This window comes from Pseudomonas frederiksbergensis (genome assembly GCF_035751725.1).
Classification (GTDB): Bacteria; Pseudomonadota; Gammaproteobacteria; order Pseudomonadales; family Pseudomonadaceae; genus Aquipseudomonas; species Aquipseudomonas frederiksbergensis_A.
The window spans coordinates 2,092,083-2,115,565 of sequence record NZ_CP142104.1 but is presented as its reverse complement, the minus strand read 5'-3'; the positions used below and the strand labels follow the sequence as shown (position 1 = coordinate 2,115,565).

At 61.5% G+C, this 23,483-nt stretch carries 20 protein-coding genes; 6 read left to right on the top strand and 14 right to left on the bottom strand.

Annotated features, from left to right (window positions below):
* Positions 1-3: 3 nt before the first annotated feature.
* From VQ575_RS09465 to VQ575_RS09450, 4 genes are all read right to left on the bottom strand, one after another.
* Entirely contained in the window at positions 4-981 is a 978-nt protein-coding gene (locus tag VQ575_RS09465; RefSeq protein WP_039592822.1) for an ABC transporter permease, read from the bottom strand.
* Positions 978-2,531: a sugar ABC transporter ATP-binding protein gene (locus VQ575_RS09460; protein ID WP_039592821.1), complete on the bottom strand. Its 1,554-nt coding sequence runs from the start codon at positions 2,529-2,531 to the stop codon at positions 978-980. The genes VQ575_RS09465 and VQ575_RS09460 overlap by 4 nt, the downstream gene beginning before the upstream one ends.
* Positions 2,532-2,586: 55 nt before the next feature.
* A complete protein-coding gene (locus VQ575_RS09455) occupies positions 2,587-3,546 on the bottom strand; it encodes a sugar ABC transporter substrate-binding protein (RefSeq protein ID WP_039592820.1) in 960 nt (319 codons plus the stop codon).
* A 134-nt stretch (positions 3,547-3,680) separates the two neighbouring features.
* A complete protein-coding gene (locus VQ575_RS09450; RefSeq protein WP_325919519.1) occupies positions 3,681-4,103 on the bottom strand; it encodes a hypothetical protein in 423 nt (140 codons plus the stop codon).
* Between the two features lie 316 nt (positions 4,104-4,419).
* Here VQ575_RS09450 and VQ575_RS09445 point away from each other — a divergent pair, with 316 nt between their 5' ends.
* The 3 genes from VQ575_RS09445 (at position 4,420) to VQ575_RS09435 (ending at position 6,652) form a co-directional block, all read left to right on the top strand.
* Positions 4,420-5,508, top strand: a complete 1,089-nt coding sequence (locus VQ575_RS09445; protein WP_198726739.1) for an asparaginase — start codon at positions 4,420-4,422, stop codon at positions 5,506-5,508.
* Positions 5,509-5,657: 149 nt separating this feature from the next.
* Positions 5,658-5,957, top strand: a complete 300-nt coding sequence (locus VQ575_RS09440; RefSeq protein ID WP_045155601.1) for a DUF1654 domain-containing protein — start codon at positions 5,658-5,660, stop codon at positions 5,955-5,957.
* A 5-nt stretch (positions 5,958-5,962) separates the two neighbouring features.
* Positions 5,963-6,652, top strand: coding sequence for an endonuclease (locus VQ575_RS09435; RefSeq protein WP_039592817.1), 690 nt, complete (start codon positions 5,963-5,965; stop codon positions 6,650-6,652).
* A 70-nt stretch (positions 6,653-6,722) separates the two neighbouring features.
* Here VQ575_RS09435 and VQ575_RS09430 read toward each other — a convergent pair whose 3' ends face one another.
* Positions 6,723-7,088: a hypothetical protein gene (locus VQ575_RS09430; protein WP_039592816.1), complete on the bottom strand. Its 366-nt coding sequence runs from the start codon at positions 7,086-7,088 to the stop codon at positions 6,723-6,725.
* A 247-nt stretch (positions 7,089-7,335) separates the two neighbouring features.
* Between VQ575_RS09430 and csrA the strand changes: the two genes are divergently transcribed.
* Complete coding sequence (gene csrA, locus VQ575_RS09425) at positions 7,336-7,530, top strand: carbon storage regulator CsrA (protein ID WP_003179932.1); 195 nt, start codon at positions 7,336-7,338, stop codon at positions 7,528-7,530.
* Between the two features lie 194 nt (positions 7,531-7,724).
* On the opposite strand, the gene VQ575_RS09420 is transcribed toward csrA, so the two are convergent.
* From VQ575_RS09420 to VQ575_RS09410, 3 genes are all read right to left on the bottom strand, one after another.
* Positions 7,725-8,180, bottom strand: a complete 456-nt coding sequence (locus tag VQ575_RS09420) for a DUF2214 family protein (RefSeq protein WP_039592815.1) — start codon at positions 8,178-8,180, stop codon at positions 7,725-7,727.
* 139 nt (positions 8,181-8,319) lie between these two features.
* Positions 8,320-9,702 (bottom strand): cysteine--tRNA ligase, encoded by a 1,383-nt coding sequence (gene cysS, locus VQ575_RS09415; RefSeq protein ID WP_198726735.1) that lies wholly within the window; start codon positions 9,700-9,702, stop codon positions 8,320-8,322.
* Between the two features lie 21 nt (positions 9,703-9,723).
* Complete coding sequence (locus VQ575_RS09410; RefSeq protein WP_039592813.1) at positions 9,724-11,421, bottom strand: glutamine--tRNA ligase/YqeY domain fusion protein; 1,698 nt, start codon at positions 11,419-11,421, stop codon at positions 9,724-9,726.
* Between the two features lie 250 nt (positions 11,422-11,671).
* On the opposite strand from VQ575_RS09410, the gene VQ575_RS09405 reads away from it, so the two are divergent.
* Together VQ575_RS09405 and VQ575_RS09400 are read left to right on the top strand one after the other, a co-directional pair.
* Positions 11,672-12,175, top strand: coding sequence for a peptidylprolyl isomerase (locus VQ575_RS09405; protein WP_039592812.1), 504 nt, complete (start codon positions 11,672-11,674; stop codon positions 12,173-12,175).
* Entirely contained in the window at positions 12,172-12,939 is a 768-nt protein-coding gene (locus tag VQ575_RS09400) for a UDP-2,3-diacylglucosamine diphosphatase (protein WP_325919518.1), read from the top strand. Before VQ575_RS09405 ends, VQ575_RS09400 begins: the two co-directional genes overlap by 4 nt.
* Positions 12,940-12,990: 51 nt before the next feature.
* Here the strand turns inward: VQ575_RS09400 and VQ575_RS09395 are convergent, their stop codons facing one another.
* From VQ575_RS09395 to VQ575_RS09370, 6 genes are all read right to left on the bottom strand, one after another.
* Positions 12,991-14,520, bottom strand: a complete 1,530-nt coding sequence (locus VQ575_RS09395) for a DHA2 family efflux MFS transporter permease subunit (protein WP_039592810.1) — start codon at positions 14,518-14,520, stop codon at positions 12,991-12,993.
* Positions 14,521-14,632: 112 nt separating this feature from the next.
* Entirely contained in the window at positions 14,633-15,829 is a 1,197-nt protein-coding gene (locus VQ575_RS09390) for an efflux RND transporter periplasmic adaptor subunit (protein WP_039592809.1), read from the bottom strand.
* Between the two features lie 15 nt (positions 15,830-15,844).
* Positions 15,845-17,314: an efflux transporter outer membrane subunit gene (locus VQ575_RS09385; protein ID WP_039592808.1), complete on the bottom strand. Its 1,470-nt coding sequence runs from the start codon at positions 17,312-17,314 to the stop codon at positions 15,845-15,847.
* Complete coding sequence (locus tag VQ575_RS09380; RefSeq protein WP_039592807.1) at positions 17,311-17,784, bottom strand: MarR family winged helix-turn-helix transcriptional regulator; 474 nt, start codon at positions 17,782-17,784, stop codon at positions 17,311-17,313. Before VQ575_RS09380 ends, VQ575_RS09385 begins: the two co-directional genes overlap by 4 nt.
* Before the next feature lie 226 nt (positions 17,785-18,010).
* Positions 18,011-21,697 carry a translocation/assembly module TamB domain-containing protein gene (locus VQ575_RS09375; protein ID WP_198726727.1) on the bottom strand — a complete coding sequence of 1,229 codons (3,687 nt, stop codon included), beginning with the start codon at positions 21,695-21,697 and terminating at the stop codon, positions 18,011-18,013.
* The gene (locus VQ575_RS09370) at positions 21,694-23,421 is read right to left on the bottom strand and encodes an autotransporter assembly complex protein TamA (RefSeq protein ID WP_325919517.1); all 1,728 of its coding nucleotides are present in this window, start codon (positions 23,419-23,421) and stop codon (positions 21,694-21,696) included. The genes VQ575_RS09375 and VQ575_RS09370 overlap by 4 nt, the downstream gene beginning before the upstream one ends.
* Between the last annotated feature and the right edge of the window lie 62 nt (positions 23,422-23,483).

The following is a 23,483-nucleotide window of genomic DNA, read 5'->3' as shown; positions in this document are numbered from 1 at the left end:
GGTTCAAGCCCGCCGACTGGCGCGCTGGCTGCGGTACGTATCGAGCACCACTGCAATCACGATCACCGCGCCGGTAATGATGCGTTTGGTCGGCTCGGTCGCGCCGATCTGGGCCAGGCCCGCCGCCAGCACGGAAATGATCAGCACGCCGAAGAAAGTGCTGATCACCGAACCACGCCCCCCCATCAGGCTGGTGCCACCAATGACCACGGCCGCGATAACTTGCAACTCGAGTCCCGAACCCGCGTTGGGGTCCGCCGCTTCCAGGCGCGAAATCTGGAACAGCGCCGCGACACCGGCCAGCAAGCCCATCAGGCTGAACACCAGGATCTTGTAGGGTTTTGGGTTGATGCCGGCCAAACGCACGGCTTCTTCGTTGGTGCCGATGCCGATCAGGTAGCGGCCGAACACCGTGCGGGTCAGCACCGCCTGGGCGACGAAGATCACCAGCAAGGCGATGATGAACGAAGGCGAAATACCGAAGGCGATCGGATTGGACAGCCAAGCGAAGGAGTCACCGATATAGGCGGTCCGCGAGCCGGTCATCTGGTACGCAAGGCCCCGGGCCATTTCCAGCACGCCCAGCGAGACGATGAACGACGGGATGCGCCATGCCACGGTAATCGAACCGGTGACCGTACCCGCCAAGGCCGCCACGGCCATGCCGAGCAAGGCCGACGGCCAGACACTCCAGCCCCAACCGAGTACCGCCACGCTGACGGTGGATGCCGCCAACGCCAGCACCGAGCCTACCGACAGGTCGATGCCACCGATGATCAGGATAAACGTCATGCCGACCGCCAGCACCATCAAGTCGGGAATCTGGTTGGCCAGGGTGCTGAAGGTGTCATAGGAAAGGAAATGGCTGCTCAGGACCGAGAACAGCGCGACCATGGCCAGCAAGGCGCCGGCCAGGCCCAGGTAGGTGCCGAGGCCATAAAAGTTGCCATTGGATTTGCCGACGGCAGGTGCGGTTTTCATGAGAGATCCCTAGGCGCCGCTTCGTTGAGCAGCGCATCACGTTTCTGGTAGCCGGCGAACGCGGCGGCAAGCAAGTCATCCTGGGTCCAGCTGTCGCGCTCGAACGTGTCGATCAGGCGCCCGGCCGAGAGCACGCCGATCCGATCACAGATCAACATCAATTCCCTCAGGTCGCTGGAAACCACCACCAACGCCTTGCCCTGGCGAGTCAACTCACCGAGCAACGCATAAATATCGAATTTGGCGCCGACGTCGATACCGCGGGTTGGCTCATCGAACAGCAGTACAGAACAATCGCGCTCCAGCCAACGACCGATCACCACTTTCTGTTGATTGCCGCCGGACAGTTCGGACACCAGTTGCGTCGGGCTGGAGCTGCGGATACGCATGGCGTCGATCTGCCGCTGCGCCAAGGCTTGTTCCGCGCTGCCATCGACCAGGCCGGCGCTGGAAATCTCCGGCATGTTGCCCAGGGCAATGTTGGCGGCGATGGATTGGGTCAGCAGCAGGCCTTCGCCCTTGCGATCCTCGGTGATCAAGGCGATGCCATGGGCCACCGCATCGGCTGGTGAGCGAATGCTGACCACGTTGGTTGGCAAGCCCAACGCCACCGTGCCGCTATCAGCCACATCGGCACCAAAGATCAGCCGCAGCAGTTCCGTGCGCCCAGCCCCGATCAGCCCGGAAATACCGAAGATTTCCCCGCTGCGAACTTCGAAAGACACATCACGGACCTTGTCGGAGCGGGTCAGGCCCTTCACGGTCAGCGCGGGGGCGCCAATCTGGCGCGGGCCCAGGTCGATGTGCTCGCCCAGCTCCCGACCGACCATCAGTGTCACCAACTGCTCACTGTTGTAGTTGGCCATCGGCTCGACGCAGACCAGGTTGCCATCGCGCAACACCGCAATGCGCTGGGCGACACGGGCCAATTCTTCGAGGCGATGGGAAATGTAGATGATCGACACGCCACGCGCCTGCAAGCGGGTGATCTGCTCAAAGAGCATCTCGACTTCGCGGGCTGTCAGCATGGCGGTCGGTTCGTCGAGGATCAGCACATGGCAATCGCCGATCAGGTTGCGGGCGATCTCCACCATCTGCTGGTGACCGATCCCCAGCTCGCCGACCAGCGTGTCGGGATCGATTGCATCGAGCCCCACCTGGGCCATGGCCTCGATCGCCGCCTTGCGCAATTGCTTGCGGCTGATCCAGCCACCATGGCTGGGCAGGTTGTCGAGAAACAGGTTCTCGGCCACGGAGAGGGTCGGCAGCAGGTTGAGTTCCTGCATCACCATGCGCACGCCCTGCTCTTCCGCCTGGGTCCGGCTGCCGGGGCGATAGTCCTGCCCTTGGAACTGCATCTGTCCGGTCGTCGGCGTGACCAGCCCGCCGATGATCTTGGACAAGGTACTTTTGCCGGCACCATTTTCGCCGGTCAGCGCCAGCACTTCACCGCGCATCAACGTCAGGTTGATATCGCTCAGTACCGGCTGGGCATAAGTCTTGCCGATACCGCTGACGCACAGGACAGCGTTCGGGTCGCGAACGGACATAACAAACTCTCCAATGCGCCCGCCCGGACGGGCGAGCGCCGTTGTGTCGCCAGGGTTACGGCTTGGTCACCAGCTCGACCGGAGTTTCAATGACGCCGTTGGTGCCATTGTTGACTTTTTCACCCTTGATGATCTTCAGGGCGGTCTCGATGCCGAACACAGCCTGCTTGGCAGCGAACTGGTCAGCGGTCGCGAGGACACGACCGTCCTTGAGCATCGGCTTGATCGCGTTGATGTTGTCGTAGCCGACTACTTGCACCTTGCCCGCCTTACCCGCGGCGCGCACGGCCGAGACGGCGCCGACCGCCATGCTGTCGTTACCGGCCAGCAGTGCCTTGATGTTCGGGTATTCGCTAAGCATCGACGCGGCGACCTGGTTCCCCTTGTTGATTTCCCAATCACCGGACTGCAGGGAAACGACCTTGATCTGTGCCGCTTCCATTGCGTCCTTGAAGCCCGCGGTGCGCGCCTGGGCGTTGGTGGTGGTCGACACGCCTTCGATAATGCCCACTTCGTCGCCGGCCTTGAGCTGCTTGGCCAGGTACTCACCCACCAGGCGAGCGCCCTTGCGGTTGTCAGGGCCTACGAACGGCACGTTGATGTTCTTGCTCTTGACCACCGCCGGGTCGAGTTGGTTGTCAATGTTGATTACGGTGATGCCGGCGTCGACGGCCTTCTTGATGACCGGCACCATCGCCTTGGAATCGGCAGGCGCGATCACCAGCGCATTGACCTTGGAGACGATCATCTGCTCGACGATACGAATTTGGTTGGCGGTGTCGGTTTCATCCTTGATCCCGTTGGAGATCAGGTCGAAATCGGCGGAGTTTTCCTTCTGGTAAGCCTTGGCACCGTCTTCCATGGTCAGGAAGAACTCGTTGGCCAGGGATTTCATGACCAGGGCAACCTTGGGTTTTTCCGGCGTCTGGGCGAGCGCCGAGGAGAAAGGCAGCGCAGCGGATGCAGCCGCGAGCATGGCGACGGCGAGAAGGCGTCCAGCGAATGGCAGCTTCATGGGTTCACTCCGATTTTATGATTATTTTGAGCAAAAATCGTCGCACGACGATCGCGCAAACGTTTGCGTGGAATGAACTATGGTAAAGCATCGGAGTTTTGTCAACGTTACGGTTTCATCCGCAACGTCCAGAATCAGGCAGTGGTATTGACCAGCGCGCCGGAGCCGGACTCCTTCACCAGCTCCTTGATCAAGCTGCCCGTGACCTGCTGCAGTGCGCCAGTAGTATCGGCGATCTGCCCCTGGATGGCCATGATAGCGGTAGTCCTGGCTTCAGGCGTTGCATATGGGCGCGCCTGTGCTGCGGCGAGTTGCTGTTGTTGATCGCGCAATTGCTGCTGTAGCTCCTGCATGCGCTTGAGCAGGATTTTCGTGGCGATGCTTTGGGTGCTGTCGCTTTTTTCGGTCTTGCTCTCGGTTTCAGTACGAAGGTCTGCGCGAACCTGGCGTTCACCCAAGGCGTCCTCGCTCGCCTCGCTCAGGGCATTCACCGTCGCTGTGGTTTTACCGCCAATGGTGACGGCGGCGGCGTTCGGCAAGCCGATTGACATGCTCATGTTTCACTCCATGAATGAATTCCTACAAGGAAGATCGTCCGTCAACGGGTTTTCTTTAGCATCACTCTCAGGAAACCGTCCTTCAGACCACTCCCCTCCGGTTAACCGAACAGCAAACAACACGATGTTCGGAAATCCGTCCAGGCACTCGCCGCAAGCATCCGCCAGAAAATACATATCGTTTTATTTTCAAGGTGTTAGAAGGCAGCCCCACACCAGCGGCGCACTGGTACGGATCATGCTCTGGCAACAGTGCTTCCGGCATTCAGGTCTGCCGGAGCATCTAGATGAATCCTCATGACTAGAGAGAAAAATAATGACATCTGCCTTCAAGACTCTTGTTCCGGGCGCCTTGGCCCTCATGTTCCTGCTGCCCAGCGCCCTTCAGGCAAAAGAAACCCAGGCTGAGCAAAAGCTTTCCAACGTCGTCATCCTTGCCACGGGCGGCACCATTGCCGGTGCCGGCGCGAGCTCCGCCAACAGCGCCACCTACCAGGCAGCCAAGGTCGGTATCGAACAGTTGATCGCCGGCGTACCGGAACTCAGCCGGCTGGCCAACGTGCGTGGCGAACAGGTGATGCAGATCGCGTCGGAGAGCATCACCAACGACAATCTCCTGCAACTGGGTCGACGTGTTGCCGAGCTGGCCGACAGCAAGGACGTCGATGGCATCGTCATCACCCACGGTACCGACACGCTGGAAGAGACTGCCTACTTCCTGAACCTCGTCGAGAAAACCGAAAAACCGATCATTGTCGTCGGCTCGATGCGGCCCGGTACCGCGATGTCCGCCGATGGCATGCTCAACCTCTACAACGCCGTGGCCGTCGCCAGCAGCCAGGAAGCGCGCGGCAAAGGCGTGCTCGTGACCATGAACGATGAAATCCAGTCGGGTCGCGATGTCAGCAAGATGATCAACATCAAGACCGAGGCATTCAAAAGCCCTTGGGGTCCGCTGGGCATGGTGGTCGAAGGAAAATCCTACTGGTTCCGCCTGCCGGCCAAGCGTCACACCATGGACTCGGAGTTCGACATCAAGACCATCAAGAGCCTGCCGGATGTTGAAATTGCCTACTCCTACGGCAACGTCGGCGACACCGCGTACAAGGCCCTGGCCCAATCCGGCGCCAAGGCAATCATCCACGCCGGTACCGGCAACGGTTCGGTGTCCTCGCGCGTCGTTCCTTCGTTGCAGGCCTTGCGCAAGGAAGGCGTGCAGATCATTCGTTCGTCCCACGCCAATGTCGGTGGTTTCGTACTGCGCAACGCCGAGCAGCCTGACGACAAATACGACTGGGTCGTGGCTCACGACCTGAATCCTCAGAAGGCTCGGATCCTGGCAATGGTCGCGCTGACCAAGACCCAGGATAGCAAGCAATTGCAGCGGATTTTCTGGGAGTACTGATCGTCCCCGCCCGACCGATATCGGTCGGGCACCTCGAGGCACCCATTTGCGCAGTGTTTATCAGGCTCGATAAAAAAGAGTCTTCCTCCTACATCAAAATGGAAAAAGTGCTGTCAGACGATTTTCTTGAAATTTAAGCAGTTGCGTAAATGCCTACGGTTAAATACTGTATGCACGTACAGCTTAATAAGGACAATCCTGTGGCCACGCCCTCCGCTGCAACTACCCCCTTAGATTCCTATACACGCCTCGGCCTACGGGTTTCGAAAATCATAAACGCTCCCACCGCACAAAATGCCAAGGCGGCCCTGATCTTTCGTCTCCCCGACGAGCCAGTGGATGAATGGGAACGCCTGCTGGCGGAAATCGATGAGAACGACAACGTGACCCTCGCCTATCGCGACGATGGCGGTGTGCAGGTTTTCTGGGTAGTGCCGAAGGAAGATTGAACCTGATGAATTTCCGCTGTTTAGCTTTATTGCTCGTCTTCGTTGCCACGGGCGCACAGGCGGGTGCACCCCGCACGTTCAACGAAGCCAAGAAAGTCGCCTGGAAGCTCTATGCGCCTCAATCCACCGAGTTCTATTGCGGGTGCAAATACACTGGCAATCGCGTGGACCTCGCGGCCTGCGGCTACGTGCCGCGCAAGAATGCCAACCGCGCCGCCCGCATCGAGTGGGAACATATTGTCCCGGCCTGGCAGATCGGCCACCAGCGCCAGTGCTGGCAACAGGGTGGGCGCAAGAACTGCACCCGCTATGACCCGGTCTATCAACGGGCCGAAGCCGACCTGCACAACCTGGTGCCCAGCATCGGCGAGGTCAATGGCGATCGCAGCAATTTCAGCTTCGGCTGGCTGCCAGTGCAGAAGGGCCAATACGGCTCGTGCTTGACCCAAGTAGACTTCAAGGCCAAGAAAGTCATGCCCCGCCCCTCCATTCGAGGGATGATCGCCAGGACCTATTTCTACATGAGCAAACAATACGGGCTGCATCTCTCCAAACAAGATCGTCGCCTGTATGAAGCCTGGGACAAGACCTATCCCGTGCAGGCCTGGGAGCGTCAGCGCAACCAGAGCGTCGCGTGTGTCATGGGGCGAGGAAACGAATTCGTCGGGCCAGTTAACTTGAAGGCCTGCGGCTGACCTGGCGTATATGAGCAGCAAGAATCAACTGTGGGAGCGAGCTCGCTCCCACAGGTTTGGCTCTGTCTGTTTATAGTGCTGGCGGAAAATCCACGACCAGGGTCTCGATGTTGCGCTTCTTGGCGCGCACCAGCGCAGCGTTGATCTGCTCCTGCTTCGCCTGAGCTTCAGCCTCGGATCCCAATGGCCCGACCAGGACCCGGTCCTTGCCGTTTTCCCTGACGACACTGGACATGAAGCTGTGCTCGATCAGCCATCCGGTCAGGTCGCTGACGGCCTGGGGCGTCTGGCCTCGAACCTCGACAGCCCACTGCGGTGCTGCGGCAGCTGCCGGCGTGGAGGTGGCCGCCGGCTTCGGCTTCGGTGCCTCGACGTCGCGCCCCTCCCCGCATCCTGCCAGCGCCAATACCGCGATTACCCAAGCCAATTTACGCACAACGATTCCCCCGCAAGACATGAAGCGGGGATTTTAGCACCCAGACTCGCCGGAAACGCCCTAAACAGTGCGCAAAACACGAGAATCCTGTCCAACGTCTCTGTATAGTCGCACCCTGGGAATTAATGCAGCATCTGCACGTCAGAAAGAGGCACCCACATTGTGACACTTAGCACTAATCTATAAGCAGTACCGACATCTGCACTGTCTGAATCAGGTGCCCTATAAAGCAATCAAGGAGAACACCATGCTGATACTCACCCGCAAAGTCGGTGAAAGCATAAATATTGGTGACGACATCACGATCACCATTCTGGGCGTGAGCGGCCAACAAGTCCGTATCGGCATCAACGCCCCGAAAAACGTTGCGGTGCATCGCGAAGAGATTTATCAGCGCATCCAGGCCGGCCTCACTGCCCCTGACAAGCCGCAAACGCCCTGAGCCCTGCCGCAGTCCGCAGCCAGCCCGTTTGCATTGCCGCAATGGCTGGCTAAAGATGCAGGCCGACCGAGCCGCACCCTGTCCAATCCCGCCTTATCGATCCGACCAGCCCGAAACCGATACTACTGGCATGCCTCATACCATGGCTGTCAGACGTTTCGTTTTAATGGCGATGAAGCAGGCGTTCGTGCCGGTCAGCCCAAGCGCACGCCACGGGCCATCCCCGTGGCCGCCACGACCATCAACATCAGCAGCAACGCTTCCAGGTGACTGATCCGTGCAAAGCGGCCAGCCCTCGACGAGTCGATCGCCGCGCCCTTGCCCAGCGCCATCCGCCATTTGATCAGGGCGATCATCGGTGCGATTTCAAGCAACAGGATCAAGACGAACAACGTCATTTTCAGGTGAAACAACGGCTGATGCAGGTAGTAGTCCGAGCCCTTTTCGTACCCGGCGAAAGCGCGCATCCCGCCTGTCACCAGTAACACCAGCGCTGACAGCCCCCATACGTTGTCTGCAACCAATACATTTCGAACTGCATCCGCGCCACCGGCGAGGCGTCGCAGCGCCGTGCCGCGGGTCAGCACCGCCCAGAATCCGAGGGCGAATGCCAAGAGGTGGATGGCCGCGAGAGACCAATGAGCAAGCATGGGAAGGCTCCTGCCAGGGTGAACGTCGAAGCGACCTGACAGTACTAGCTCATAGCAGAATGATTGCCAGGGCTGGAATGCAAAAAAAGTGGGAGCGGGCTTGCCCGCTCCCACAGGGTATTGCGTACGCTAAAAGGTCTTAGTCCGCCAAGCGCCAGGTCGTCCCGCCCTTCCCGTCTTCCAGCACCACGCCCATGGCGGTGAGCTGGTCGCGGATGCGGTCGGATTCGGCCCAGTCCTTGTTCGCCCGCGCAGTCAGGCGCGCCTGGATCAACGCGTCGACCTCGGCGGCGTCCACGCGACCTTCGGCACCGGCCTGCAGGAAGTCATCGGCTTGGAGCTGCAACACACCCAACACGTTGGCCAGTTCTTTCAGGCGGGCCGCAAGACCGGCCGCGGCATTGAGATCGCTCTCACGCAAACGGTTGATTTCGCGCACCATCTCGAACAGCACCGCGCAGGCTTCCGGCGTGCCGAAGTCATCGTTCATCACTTCGGTAAACCGCGCCACGAACGCTTCGCCACCGGCGGGCGGCACGGCGGGCAGGCCCTTCAGGGCATGGTAGAAACGCTCCAGGGCACCCTTGGCGTCCTTAAGGTTGTCTTCCGAGTAATTAATGGCGCTGCGGTAATGGCTCGACACCAGCAGGTAACGCACGACTTCCGGATGGTATTTCTCGAGCACATCGCGGATGGTGAAGAAGTTGTTCAAGGATTTGGACATCTTCTCGCCATTGATGCGAATCATGCCGCAATGCATCCACGCGTTGGCGTAGGTCTTGCCGGTGGCCGCTTCGCTCTGGGCGATTTCGTTTTCGTGGTGCGGAAACTCCAGATCGCTGCCGCCGCCATGAATGTCGAAGGTCTCGCCCAGGCAGCAAGTCGACATCACCGAGCATTCGATATGCCAGCCCGGACGCCCGGCGCCCCATGGCGACTCCCAGCTCGGCTCGCCTGGCTTGGCGCCTTTCCAGAGCACGAAGTCCAGCGGGTCTTCTTTAGATTCATCGACCTCGATGCGCGCGCCGATGCGCAAGTCTTCGATTTTCTTGCGCGACAACTTGCCGTAGCCCAGAAACCTGGCGACGCGGTAATACACGTCGCCATTGCCCGGTGCGTAGGCGTAGCCCTTGTCGATCAAGGTCTGGATCATCGCCAGCATGCCAGGGATGTGATCCGTGGCGCGGGGCTCCAGGTCCGGCTTGAGGATATTGAGGCGCGCCTCGTCCTCGTGCATGGCCTGGATCATGCGCTCGGTCAGCGCATCGTAGGGCTCGCCGTTTTCGCGGGCACGGTTGATGATCTTGTCTTCGATGTCGGTGATGTTGCGCACGTAGGTCAGGTCATAACCGCTGAATCGCAGCCAGCGGGTTACCAGGTCGAAGGCGACCATGCTGCGACCATGACCAATGTGGCAGTAGTCGTACACGGTCATCCCGCAGACGTACATGCGGACCTTGTTGCCATCCAGCGGCTTGAAGACTTCTTTGCTCTTGGTGAGCGTGTTGTAGATCGTAAGCACAGGGTTTCCCTTAAGACTTGATCACTGACCCCAGGAATCGCGCAAGGTCACGGTACGGTTGAATACCGGAGCACCGGGTTTCGAGTCCTTGATATCCGCGCAGAAGTAACCTTCGCGCTCGAACTGGAAACGGTCTTCCGGCTGTGCGTTGCCCAACGAAGGCTCGGCACGACAACCAGTGAGTACTTGCAGGGAGTCAGGGTTGATGTTGTCCAGGAAGCTGGCGCTGTCTTCGGCCTTCTCCGGGTTCGGCGAACGGAACAAGCGATCGTACAGGCGCACTTCGCACTCGACGCTGGCGGCAGCCGGCACCCAGTGGATCACGCCCTTGACCTTGCGACCTTCCGGGTTCTTGCCCAGGGTGTCGGGGTCGTACGAGCAACGCAGCTCGACGATGTTGCCGTCGGCATCCTTGATGGCCTCGTCGGCGCGGATCACGTAGCTGCCGCGCAGGCGCACTTCTCCAGCGGGCTCCAGGCGCTTGTAGCCTTTTGGCGGCTCCTCCATGAAGTCTTCACGGTCGATGTAGATTTCCCGGGCGAACGGCAGGACGCGCACACCCATGTCTTCCTTCGGGTGGCACGGCAGTTCGAGGTTCTCGACCTGGCCTTCCGGGTAATTGGTGATGACGACTTTCAGCGGACGCAACACGCACATGGCGCGCGGCGCACTGTGGTCGAGGTCGTCGCGGATGCTGAATTCCAGCATGCCGAAATCCACCACGCCGTCGGAACGGTTGGTGCCGATCATCTCGCAGAAATTGCGGATCGACTTCGGCGTGTAGCCACGACGGCGGAAGCCCGACAGCGTCGACATGCGCGGGTCGTCCCAGCCGTTGACGTGCTTCTCGTCCACCAGTTGCTTGAGCTTGCGCTTACTGGTGATGGTGTAGTTGAGGTTCAGGCGGCTGAATTCATACTGGCGCGGGTTGGCCGGCACCGGCAGCTTCTCCAGGAACCACTCGTACAAGGGACGATGGCTCTCGAATTCCAGGGTGCAGATCGAATGCGTGATGCCTTCGATGGCGTCCGACTGGCCGTGGGTGAAGTCATAGTTCGGGTAGATGCACCACTTGTCGCCCGTCTGGTGGTGATGGGCATGACGGATGCGGTACATGATCGGGTCGCGCAGGTTCATGTTCGGCGAGGCCATGTCGATCTTGGCACGCAGTACACGGGCACCGTCCGGGAACTCGCCGGCACGCATGCGGGCGAACAGGTCCAGATTCTCTTCCACGCTGCGGTCACGGAACGGGCTGTCCTTGCCCGGCTCGGTCAGGCTGCCGCGGTATTCCTTGGCCTGCTCCGGGGTCAGGTCGCACACGTAGGCGTTGCCGGACTTGATCAGCTCGACCGCCCAATCGTGCAACTGGTCGAAATACTGCGAGGCGTAGCGCACTTCGCCCGCCCATTCGAAACCCAGCCACTTGACGTCGCTCTTGATCGCGTCGATGTATTCCTGGTCTTCCTTGGCCGGGTTGGTGTCATCGAAACGCAAGTGCGTGACGCCACCGAACTCTTCGGCCAGGCCGAAGTTCACGCAGATGGATTTGGCGTGACCGATGTGCAGGTAGCCGTTGGGCTCCGGCGGGAAGCGGGTGACGATCTGCGTGTGCTTACCCGAATCCAGGTCCGCCTGGATGATCGGGCGCAGGAAATTGACCGGCACGGCCGGGCCGGTCTTGGAATTCGAGGTAGGGTCGACAGTGGGCTTGCTCATAGGATCCTTGAACATACAAGTGCGCGGCCGGGTGCGGCCTGATAAATCAAAGCCCGTATCATAGCCGATGCTGTCAAGCACCTGACAGACCAGGCCGGCAAACGATTGAATTTATTCGACAGCCAGATGAAAAACAGCCTCGAAATTCGCGCATGGCGCGCTAAACTGCCCAGCCTGGCCGATTACAGCCAGACCGGTTGCGGGCGTCCGCGCCCCCGAAACCCACGAATTCCTTGAAAGAGTAGTGATCATGACCCAAGTCAAACTGACCACCAACCATGGCGACATCGTCCTGGAGCTGAACGCCGAAAAGGCTCCGATCACCGTTAAGAACTTCCTTGAATACGTCGAGGCCGGCCACTACGAAAACACCGTTTTCCACCGTGTCATCGGCAACTTCATGATCCAGGGCGGCGGTTTCGAACCTGGCATGAAAGAAAAGAAAGACAAGCGCCCGAGCATCCAGAACGAAGCCGACAACGGCCTCTCCAACGACAAATACACCGTTGCCATGGCCCGCACCATGGAGCCGCATTCGGCCTCCGCGCAGTTCTTCATCAACGTCGCCGACAACTCCTTCCTGAACCACAGCGGCAAGAACGTCCAGGGCTGGGGCTACGCCGTATTCGGCAAGGTCACCGCCGGTACCGACGTGGTCGACAAGATCAAAGGCGTCGCCACCACCTCCAAGGCTGGCCACCAGGACGTCCCGGCAGAAGACGTGATCATCGAGAAAGCCGAGATCATTGAGTGATACTGCTGATTTCAGACTTGCATCTGGAAGAGGAGCGCCCGGACATCACCCGGGCGTTTCTGGATTTACTCGCCACACGCGCCCGCTCGGCGCAAGCGTTGTACATCCTCGGCGACTTTTTCGAGGCCTGGATCGGCGACGATGCCATGACGCCGTTCCAGCGTTCCATCTGCCAGGCCCTGCGCGAATTGAGCGACAGCGGCACGGCCATATTCCTCATGCACGGCAACCGTGACTTCATGCTCGGGCAGGCTTTCTGCAAAGCGGCTGGTTGCACGTTGCTCAAGGACCCGAGTGTCGTGCAGTTCAACGGCGAGCCGGTATTGCTGATGCACGGCGACAGCCTCTGCACGCGGGATGTCGGCTACATGAAGCTGCGCCGCTGGCTGCGTAACCCTGTCACGCTGTTCATCCTGCGCCACCTGCCGCTGGGCAGCCGCCAGAAACTGGCGCGCAAGCTGCGCAGCGAAAGCCGCACCCAGACGCGGATGAAAGCCAACGACATCGTCGACGTCACGCCCGAAGAGATCCCGCGGGTCATGCAGCAATATGGCGTGAAGACCCTGGTCCACGGCCACACCCACCGCCCCGCCATTCACAAGCTGCAACTGGGCGAACACGCTGCGAGACGCATCGTGCTGGGGGATTGGGACAAGCAAGGGTGGGCGTTGCAGGTGGATGAACAGGGGTTTGCGTTGGCGCCGTTCGGGTTTGCCCCGCCGCCACAACTACCGGCACCTGACACAATCCCCAGCCGCACATAGATCCCAGCCTGTGGGAGCGAGCTGCTCGCTCCCACAGGGGGTCGTGTTGGTTCAATGACCGCTGGCCGCAGGTCCCGCTTTCGCCGCGAACGGCGGTTTCGCCAGCCACACCAGCAAAATCAATCCCATGAACGCCCAGCCCAGCAACGTGAAGTAATCCACGGTGGAAAGCATGTACGCCTGGCTGGTGAGGATCTGGTCGAGCTGGGCATAGACCGGTGTGCTCGCCCCGCCGAGCTGATTGATCGTCTCGCGCGTGGCGGGCTCGAAGGTGCTGATGCTTTCGCTCAGGTACGCGTGGTGCTGGTCGGCCCGGCGGATCCAGATCCAAGTGGTCAGGGACGCGGCGAAGCTGCCGCCCAGGGTTCGCAGGAAGGTCGCCAGCCCCGCGCCATCGGCGATCTGGTGCGGCGGCAGGTCCGACATCAGGATGCTCAAGGTCGGCATGAAGAACAGCGCCACACCGATGCCCATGAACAACTGCACCAGGGCGATGTGCTGGAAGTCCACTTCATTGGTGAACCCGGCGCGCATGAAACAACTCAGGCCAATCGCCAGGAAGGCCAGCCCAGCCAACAGGCGCAAGTCGAATTTGTGGGCGTATTTGCCGACGAAGGGCGACATCAACACCGGCAGGATACCGATCGGCGCCACCGCCAGGCCGGCCCAGGTGGCCGTGTAGCCCATCTGGGTCTGCAACCATTGCGGCAGGATCAGGTTGATACCGAAGAACCCGGCGTAACCGCCCACCAGGACGATGGTGCCGATGCGAAAATTGCGATAGGCGAACAGCCGCAGATTGACCACCGGGTGGCCGTCGGTCATTTCCCATATGACGAACACCGCCAAGGCGATCACCGAAATCAGCGCGCCGACAATGATGAAGTTCGACTCGAACCAATCGAGGTCATTGCCCTTGTCGAGAATCACCTGGAGCGCGCCGACGCCAATGATCAGCGTGATCAAGCCAACGTAGTCCATCGGCTGGCGACTGGTGACCACCGGCCGCGCCTTGAGCTGCTGGCGCACGACCATCACCGCGAAAATCCCGATGGGCACGTTGATGAAGAAAATCCACGGCCAGCTATAGCTGTCGGTGATCCAGCCGCCGAGGATCGGCCCGGCGATCGGCGCCACCACCGTGACCATCGCCAGCAACGCCAGGGCCATGCCGCGCCTGGCTGGCGGGTATACGGCAATCAGCAGGGTCTGGGTCATCGGGTATAAGGGCCCGGCCACCAGGCCCTGGACCACGCGAAAGCCGATCAGCTCCGGCATCGAGGTGGAGATCCCGCACAGGAACGAGGCCAGGACGAACAGCATCGTCGCCCATAAAAACAATTTCACCTCGCCGAACCGACGGCTCAGCCACCCGGTCAACGGCAGTGCGATGGCGTTGCTCACCGCGAACGAGGTGATGACCCAGGTGCCCTGCTCCGAGCTCACGCCCAGGTTGCCGGAGATGGTCGGCAGCGCGACGTTGGCGATGGTGGTGTCGAGCACCTGCATGAACGTCGCCAGCGACAACCCGATGGTGCTGAGCAACAGGCTGGGCGGCGTGAAGGACGCGTTATTGCTCATTGCGAAAATCCTATGAAGCGGAGGTGGTGAATTACAGGCGCCCCGATGGAATGGAGTTACGCCCTGTGGCAAGGGGATTTACCTCCTCGCCACAGGATGCAGCAGCGCTACCTCAGCGCTGTGCGGTCTTGCCCGCCACCGCACTGTTTTCATGGATCAGCCGTGTGATCATCGCGTCGGCATCGGCCAGCTGGCGGTCATAGACTTGGGTGCTGAACGTGGCTTTTTGCGGTGGCTGCTGGGCCAGTACCGGCCCGCTCTGGTCATGCAGGTTGACGTCGACCTGGGTCGACAGTCCGACCCGCAGCGGATGCCTGGCCAGCTCCTCGGCGTTGATATGGATGCGCACCGGCACCCGCTGGACGATCTTGATCCAGTTGCCGGTGGCGTTCTGCGCCGGCAGCAAGGCGAATGCACTCCCGGTCCCGGCGCCCAGACTGTCGACCGTGCCGCTGTACTTCACATCGCTGCCATAGAGATCGGTCTCGATGTCAACCGGCTGGCCGATGCGCATGTCGCGCAGCTGGGTTTCCTTGAAGTTGGCGTCGATCCACAACTGATCCAGCGGAATGACCGCCATCAGCGCCGTACCCGGCTGCACTCGCTGGCCCAGTTGCACGGTGCGCTTGGCGACATAACCGGTCACTGGCGCAATCAAGGTGCTGCGCGCGTTGGTCAAATAGGCCTGGCGCAGTTGCGCGGCGGCGGCTTGCACGTCGGGATGGGACGACACCACGGTGTCATCCACCAACGCGCTGGAGGTCTTGAGCTGCTGCCGAGCATTAGCCAGCGCGTTCTGCGCCGAGGTCAGGTCATCCCGGGCATGGGACAGTTCTTCCTGGGAAATCGCCCCGCCCGCCGCCAGGTTCCTGCGTCGGTTGTAGTTCTCCTGGGCCTTCTGCACTTCGGCTTCTTGCGCATGGACTTGCGCCTTCATGCCGTCGACATTGCTGTACAAGCCGCGCACCTGGCGCACGGTACGGGCCAGGTTGGCCTGGGCGCTTTGCAGCGCAACTTCGGCATCGTTCGGATCGAACTGCACCAGCACCTGGCCTTCGCGCACCAGGTCGCCGTCATCGGCGCCGATGCTCACCACCGTGCCGGTGACTTGCGGGGTGATTTCCACCACGTTGCCGTTGACGTAGGCATCGTCGGTGCTTTCGCTCCAGCGGCCATACAGTTCGTGCCAGGCCCAGACACCGACGCCGCCGAGAATGACGACCAAGGTCAGGGCCAGCAGCATTACCTTGCGTTTACGCGGGTTGCCAGCGTCCTGTGGGGTTTGTTGTGTTGCTTGGGCAGTTGCCATGACAAATACCTCGAATCAGTGAGTCGGCGCGGTGGCGGCCGGTGTGGCCGAAGCCACGGTTTGGGTGTCGAAGCCGCCGCCCAGGGCCTGCATCAATTGGATCGACAAATCGATCTGCTCGGCATTGAGCGTTGCCAGTTGCCGCTGGGCCTGGAGCAACTGCTGCTCGATGCTCAGCACGTCCAGGTAATTGCCGATGCCCGAGCCGTAGCGCTGGACCACGGTGTCGTAGGAGTTCTGTGCGATATCCACGGCGTGTTGCTGGGCGCCGATCTGCCGTCCGATGTCACGTAACTGGTTGATGGTGTCGCTGACATCGCCAAGGGCCGCGACCAGGCTCTTGTTGTATTGCGCCACCGCCAGGTCGTAGTCGGCGTCCCGGGCATCCAGGTCAGCGCGCAGGCGCCCGCCATCGAAAATCGGCAGCGACACCGTCGGCGCCACGTTGAAGAAACGACTGGCCGAACCGAACATCGCGTCCCCCAGCAACGATTGCACCCCGGCCGCCGCGCTCAGGTTGAGGTTGGGGTAAAAGTTGGTCTTGCCGGCCTCGATGTTCTTGCTCGCCGCCTCGACCCGCCACCGCGCGGCGACCAGGTCTGGACGGCGGCCCAGTAACTCGGCCGGCAGGTTCGACGGCAGTGCGACCGCGCTGGCCTGCAGCACATGGGGCCGGGCGATTTCGTTGCCCCGATCAGGCCCTTTGCCCAGCAGCACGGCCAGGGCGATCCTGGCGCTCTGCAGGCGTTTCTCCGCGTCGATCAAGGTCGCGTCGGCGCTCGCCTCCAGGCTTTCGGTCTGCTGGAATTGGTACTCGCTGTCGATCCCGGCGCTGAGGCGGCGCTTGCCCAGGTCGAGCATCTGCCGCGTGCGCTTGAGGTCTTCGTTGGCCAAGTCATAAATGATGTGGGCCTGGCCGAGGTCGCTATAAGCCCGGGCCACGTCGGCGGCCAGGGTCAGTTGCGCGGCCTGGCGGTCGATCTCGGCGGCGCGGGCCTGGCCGAGAGCGGCTTCCCAGGCGGCGCGCTGGCCACCCCACAAATCGAAGTCGTAATTGAAATCCACGCTCAGCGAACGCAAGGTGCTGTAGGCCCCGCCCTGCCCTTGCGGGTCCTGGTCGCGGGCCAGGCGTGAACGGCTGACGCTGCCACTGGCATCCAGGGTCGGCAGGCGTGCGGCATTGGCGGCGTAGGCTGCGGCGCTGGCCTGGTGGACTCGGGCGCTGGCAATCTGCATGTCCGGGCTGTCGCGCAGCGCTTCACGGATCAGGCCGTCGAGTTGCGGGTCGCCGAGGCTCTTCCACCAGTCGCTTTTCGGCCATGAGGCTGGCGACAATGTGACGCCGGTCAGGGACTGTCCCGCCTGCAGGCTCTTGGCCTCAAGGCTGACGCCTTCGGTCTCCAGGCCGCTGTAGCTGGCACAACCGGCCAGGCTCATGGCCAACAGCACCAGGCTCAGGCGGGTACGCAAGGTTTGACGCTTCATTTTTCCCCCAATCGCAGCACAGTGATGGGATCACCGGCGGCGAGCAGTATTTTCTTGAGGATGTTCTCGAGGGTCTGCAGCTCCTCGCGACTGATGGCACCGGCCAGTTGATTCATGGCGTCGGCGCCGATAAACGGCAGGCGATCGGCCAGCGCTTGGCCGGCCTCGGTCAGCACCAGGCGAACCTGGCGGCGATCCTCCGCCGAGCGTTGGCGAACCAGGAAGCCCTTCTGCTCCAGGCGATCGAGCATCCGCGTCATTGAGCCGCTGTCCAGCGACAGGTACCGGCACAGCTCCACCGGCGTGTCGATGCCGTGCTGGGCCATGATGATCAGCACCTTGAACTGCGCGGCGGTGATGCCGACAGGCTCCATGTGCGTGTCGATGATTCGATCCTTGAGCAGCGCGGCGCGGCCGAGCAGCATGCCGAGATGGCAATTGTGGAATTCGTCCGGGGTGAAGTGCTTCATCTGGGTACCGTTATCGGAGTACGGTTTGCTGCCTAGGCAGTGAATGTATGTCGAGATGTTACTGCTTAGGCAGCAAATGTCAAACAAATAGTTAGCTTGCTATGCACAAACAGACGCGTGGGAGCGGGCTGGCTCGCGCGAAGGCAGTGCGTCAGTCAGCAATTTTTTTTGCTGATGCACCGCATTCGCGAACCAGCCCGCTCCCACAGGTTGTTTTGAGCAGGGATCAGAAATCGCGCTTGTAGAAGATATCCAGTGAACTGGCGACGCCGCTCGCGGCTTCGAGGTAGACCTTCTTGCTCAGCTTGTAGCGCAACGCGATGGTGTTGGCCGGTTCGAACACACCCACGCCGTAGCGCAGGCTGAGTTTTTCCGACAGGTTGCCGCTGGCGACCACGCTGGTGTCGTTGCCGCTGCCTTGGGTGTCGAGCTGGAAATCTTCAATCCCCAGGTTATTGGCGAGGCTGGTGGTCACCCCGGAACTGCCCATCAAGCCCAGGCCCAGCGCTGCCTGGGCGAGCATGTTGTTATCCTCCCCGGTGGTGCTCAATGGCCGGCCCAGCACCAGATAGGACAAGGCCTGCTCCTGGCTCATCGCCGGCTCCGAGAAAATCTGCGTGGCCGGCTGTTCGGCGCTGCCGCTCAAGCGGATGCCGGCGATGACATCGTCGGTCTGGCGGATCGCCTCGATGTCCAGGTACGGCTGGTCGATGGGCCCGGCGAACAACAACCTCGCACGGCGCACCGTCAGCCGCTGTCCGTAGGCCCGGTATTTACCGTCGTTGAGCCAGAGTTCGCCGCGGGTGTCCATGTTGTCGCCGATGTGCACCTGTCCTTTCACATTGGCCGTCAGGCCGAAACCCGAGAAGGCGAGTTTTTCCTGGCCGACGATCACGTCGATGTCCATTGCCATGGCCATCGGCGCCTTGCCCTCTTCAGTCTGGTGGCCGACGATCACCGTGTCATCCGAGACCTTGACCGTGGACGGCGGCAGTTCCCGAATGGTGATCTCGCCCTTGGGCACCAGGACCTTGCCGGCAATCGAAAGCCGCTCCCCTTGCATCGTGATGTTCAGGTCCGGCGCCACGTCCAGCACCGCATAGGGCTCGACGGTGACCGGCAGTTGCGAGCCCTTGAGCGCCAGGTCCAGCGTCAGGGCCTCACCCCAACCGATGTTCCCGGCCAGGCGGCCCTGCCCGTCCTTGCCACTTTTCCAATCGCCCTCGAGGCGTACCGTTTCCCCAGCGATCATCGCTCGTACCTGCAAGGCTTCGAGGCTGATCGGTAATTGCGGGCCGGACACTTCGCCGTCACTGAGCACGAGGTTGCCGTTGACCTGTGGCGCAAGCAAGCCACCGGACAGCGTGCCGCTGCCGTTCAAATGGCCGGTCAGGGTTTCCACCATCGGCACGAACGGCCGGGCCACCGACAGGTCCAGGCCACTCAACCGGAAGGTGCCACTCAACGGTTTGCTGGCTGGCAACGGATTGATTCGGGCCTGGAGCATCAATTCACCGAGCCGGGCACCGACGAAATTGAGATCCGTGTCGATACGCGTGGGCGTCAGGCGACTGTTCAGCGTCAGGGTCTGGTAGGGAAAATCCAGCCATTGCCCCTTGCCCTGCTCATTATCTCGAATCCGCAAGGTTCCGCCGCTGGCATCCACCGACACTCGACCGTTCGGGCCGCTGGCCGGCAGGTCCAGTTGCAGGTCGGCATTGAGTTGACCTCGCCAGCTGAAGTCCTTGGGCATCCACTGGGCCAGGCTTTCGATGGGGAACTGCTTGAGGTGATAGCGCAGCCTTGGCTCCGGTATCAGGCGCTGATCTTCCCCGCAGAGGCTGGCCTGGCCGGATCGCCAACAGTGGGCACCGAAGTTCAGCGTGCCGTTGGCCAGGCGCTCCAGCTTCGCCGGCGCCTGCAAGCGCCAGGTTTGCCCGCCAACTTGCACGTCGCCGCTGGCGAGGCGTCCACGCCAGTTGCCTTGGTCAAGCGAACCGTCGAGGGTCAAGGTGCTTTCCAATTGCGGCCCTTGCAGGTCGAGATTGAGTTTCTGCTGCTTGATGTCGCCCTGGCCGCTGACCGTCAACACGCCGAGCGATGTTTCGCCGGTGCTGATACCGCTCGCCTTCAGATTGACCTTGCCCCGCTGCCCGCTGTCGAGCGTCGCGTCCAGGTTCAGGCTTTGCAGGCGGTTGTCCTGGAAGGCCAGCTGCGTGCCCTGCAAGCCGAATTTGCCTTGGGGCGCCTTGAGCGTCCCCGCCATGTCGAGACGGCCCATGACCTGGCCGCGCAGTTGCGGCCAGAGTTGGGCCAGCCGTGACAGCTTGATGTCGATCTGGCCGGTCAGTTTTTGTTGCAGGCTGGCAGCGCCGTTGATGCGGTTGTCGCCCAGGCGAATATCCAGCGCACCGAGGTTCCACTGCTCGCCCGCGCCGCTGGCCTTGGCTTGGAGCAGCGCCGGTTGGCCGCGCAGTTTGCCCTTGAGGTCCAGGTCCGCTTCGAGCTCGAGCTGGTCGTTTCTCAGCGCGCCCTTACTGCGTAACGGCCCGGCCAGCGTGCCGGGCAGCTCGCCAAGCCAGTACGCTGGGTTGATGGCCGACAGTTCAAGCGCCGTGTCCCAGGCAATGCCATCGGCGAATTGCAGGCTCAAGTGCCCTTCGGCCTTGCCCTGTCCGGCGCCGAGCTTGAGCTGTGGCAAATGGATTTGCGTCAGGTCGCCGCTGAACGGGCTGTCCAGGCTGAACGCCCCGGCGGGACCGTCCAGCGCTGCCTGGAAATTGCCGAGGTATTTGCCATCGGTGTACGAGACCTCGCCATTGAAACGGCGCAACGTGACTTGCGGTTCGTCGATCAGTGGATAGAGGCGATGCCAAGGGAAGTCCAGCCAGGCGATTTTCGCTTCGGCGCTCAAGCCTTCGCGCCAATCCAGTTGCCCGGTGAGCTTGAGGCTTCGCTGGTCGCCCGCATCCAGATCCAGACCCGCGATGTGTGCGCCGTTGGCGTCAACCTTGCCGCTGAGCGACAACGCCACCGGGCCTTTCTCGGCGGGCAGACTCGCCTTGCCGAGCAGTTGGTAGCCCTCTTTCAGATTACCCTCGCCAGTCAATTCCAGCTGATTGAGCAACAGCGTGTCCGGCAGGTCGGCGCCGGCCTTGAAGCCGTCGGCGGTAATGCGCACCTTGGCCGGCAGGTTGTCCGCGAGCGGTTGCACATCGCCCTTGAGGCGACCTTGCAGATAACCGCTGCTGTCAGCACTAAGATCAAGGGTCTTGAGCAGATCGCCGTCGACTTTCAAATCCAGCACCCAAGGTGTCGCACCCGGTGCGGGCAATGTCAGCTGGCCCGCAGCACTCAGCGGCCAGTCCCCACGCGGCTGCAACAGGCCGGACAGTTTCAGGCTCAGCTCGTCACGCTGCAATTGCACCGAATCGATCTGCAGACCTTCGGCGGTCCAGTGCGCCGCCAGTTGCAAACCCTTGAGCTGTTCGCTGCCGTTGAACGACAGGCTGCCCACCTGGACGTCCCCCAGCTCGATCGCCAGGGGCAAGTCCAGGTCCGGCAGGCTGATCGGACCGCTGCTCGGCGCATCGGAAGAGGCTGGCAGTTGCAAGGCGATCCTGTCAGCCTTGAGCTGTTCGATGCACAGGGTCATGCGCAAAAGGCAAAACGGCGACCAGGCTAAGACCGGCTGATCGAGTTCTACCCGGCTGGCGTCCTGTTGCCACACTATCCGGTCGGCATTCCACTGCCCGCCCAGCCGCCCCTGGAAATTCTCGACGCTCAGCCCTGGCACCAGGCCAAGGGCCCAGCGGCTGCCTAACGCCGTGCCCAACATCACGCTCAAGGCCAGCAAGACCGCCACCAGCAAACCGCCAAGGGCCAGCAGCGTTATTTTCAAACCGCGATTCACAACTCAGGCCCCATGGAAAAGTGCAATCGAATGCCGCCCTCGTCGTCCAGGGCATGGGCCAGGTCGAGGCGGATCGGGCCGACCGGCGACACCCAGCGCACGCCGACACCCACGCCGGTCTTGAGGCTTGGCAAATCGAGATTATTGAAAGAGTTGCCCTGGTCAACGAAGGTTGCGACGCGCCATTTTTCCGCGACCGAATATTGATACTCGACGCTGCCGGCCACCATGTAGCGGCCGCCGATGCGATCGCCCTCGGAGTTTTCCGGCGACAGGCTCTGGTAGTCATAGCCGCGCACGCTCTGATCGCCGCCGGCAAAAAACCGCAGGGACGGCGGAATCGATTTGTAGCCATTGGTGGCGCTGCCGCCGATCTGGGCGCGCGCCAGGAAACGATGCTTGTCGAACACGGTGGTCAGGCCCTTGACCATGGCGGTGCCATACAAAAGGTTGTTGTCCGAACCCAGCCCTTCCTTGGCGACCTTGGTGTCGAATTGCAGGCGGTAGCCATTGTGCGGGTCGATACGGTTATCGCTGCGCAGGTACGAATAGCTGACGCCCGGCATCAGCAACGTACTCAGGCCCGAATCGTCACCGAGACGGTATTCCTCGCGCTGCCATTTGAGTGACACCACCCGCTGCCAGCCGCTGGGCAACTTGCTGTGCCATTCAGGCCCCACGGTGAGCAATTTGCTGAGGGTATCGGTGCCGGCCAGCTCTTCATATTGGTAGCCGCCGGCGTAGCGCAGCTTGTCGGTCAAGGGTGGGTCCAGCGGTACGTCGTACCACAGGCCGACGTTCTGCCGCGGCGCCGACACTTCCGCTTCCCAGCCATAACTATGCCCTTGCGGGTTGACCCAGTGGCGCGTCCAGTTGGCCTTCGCGCGGGGGCCTACGTCGGTGGAGAACCCCAGGCCCAACCCCATGGTGCGAGGCTTGCGGGTGTTGAGCTTGACCGCTACCGGGATCACGTTGTCAGTGGCCGCGGTGGGCGCCGCATCGACGCGCACGCCTTCGAAGTAGCCGCTCGATTGCAAGGCCTGGTTGAGTTCGGCGATGAGCTCGGAGTCGTAGGGCGCACCCGCCTTGAACGGCACCATGCGTTGCAGCAGGTCTTCATCGAAGGGTGTATCACCTTCGAAACTGACCGGGCCCAAGGCGTAGCGCGGCCCGCTGTCGTAGATCAGTTCGATGTCGGCGATACCGGCCTGCGGGTCCACGCGCAACGTCTGGCTGATGAACCGCCCACTGAAGAAACCATAGCGCGAGGCCTGGTTCTGGATCGTCCGCTTGGCGTCTTCATAGCGCCCGTGGTTGAGCACCGCACCGGGCTTGAGGCCTGCGTTGTCAGGCACGCGGAAACGCTTGAGCGACGCCGCCGGGCCGTCGATGCGAATCGTGACATTACGCAAGTGCACCGGCTCGCCGGGGTCGATGCTCAGGATCAGGCGCGGCGCCTTGCCCGCCTGGACCTCACTGTCGATCTGCGGCTGGTAGTAGCCCAGCGCCTGGGCCGCCTTGCGCGCCTGCTCCTCGGCGCCGCGACTGAAGCGCAGCAACGCGTCTTCGTCACGATCGCCCAAGCCACCGATGTACCCTTCTACGTTGGCCTTGAGTTCGTCATTGGACGGTTTGATCCGCACATCCAATTCACTTTGTGCCAGCGCCGCGCAGCTGAGAGACAGCAAAAGCGCGCCACCGGTCATTCGTCCTGGGAAATTCATGGCGCGGATGCTATCACGAGGTTGGGAGCCTGATAGAGCCAGACGATTCCCAAAAGTTCGTG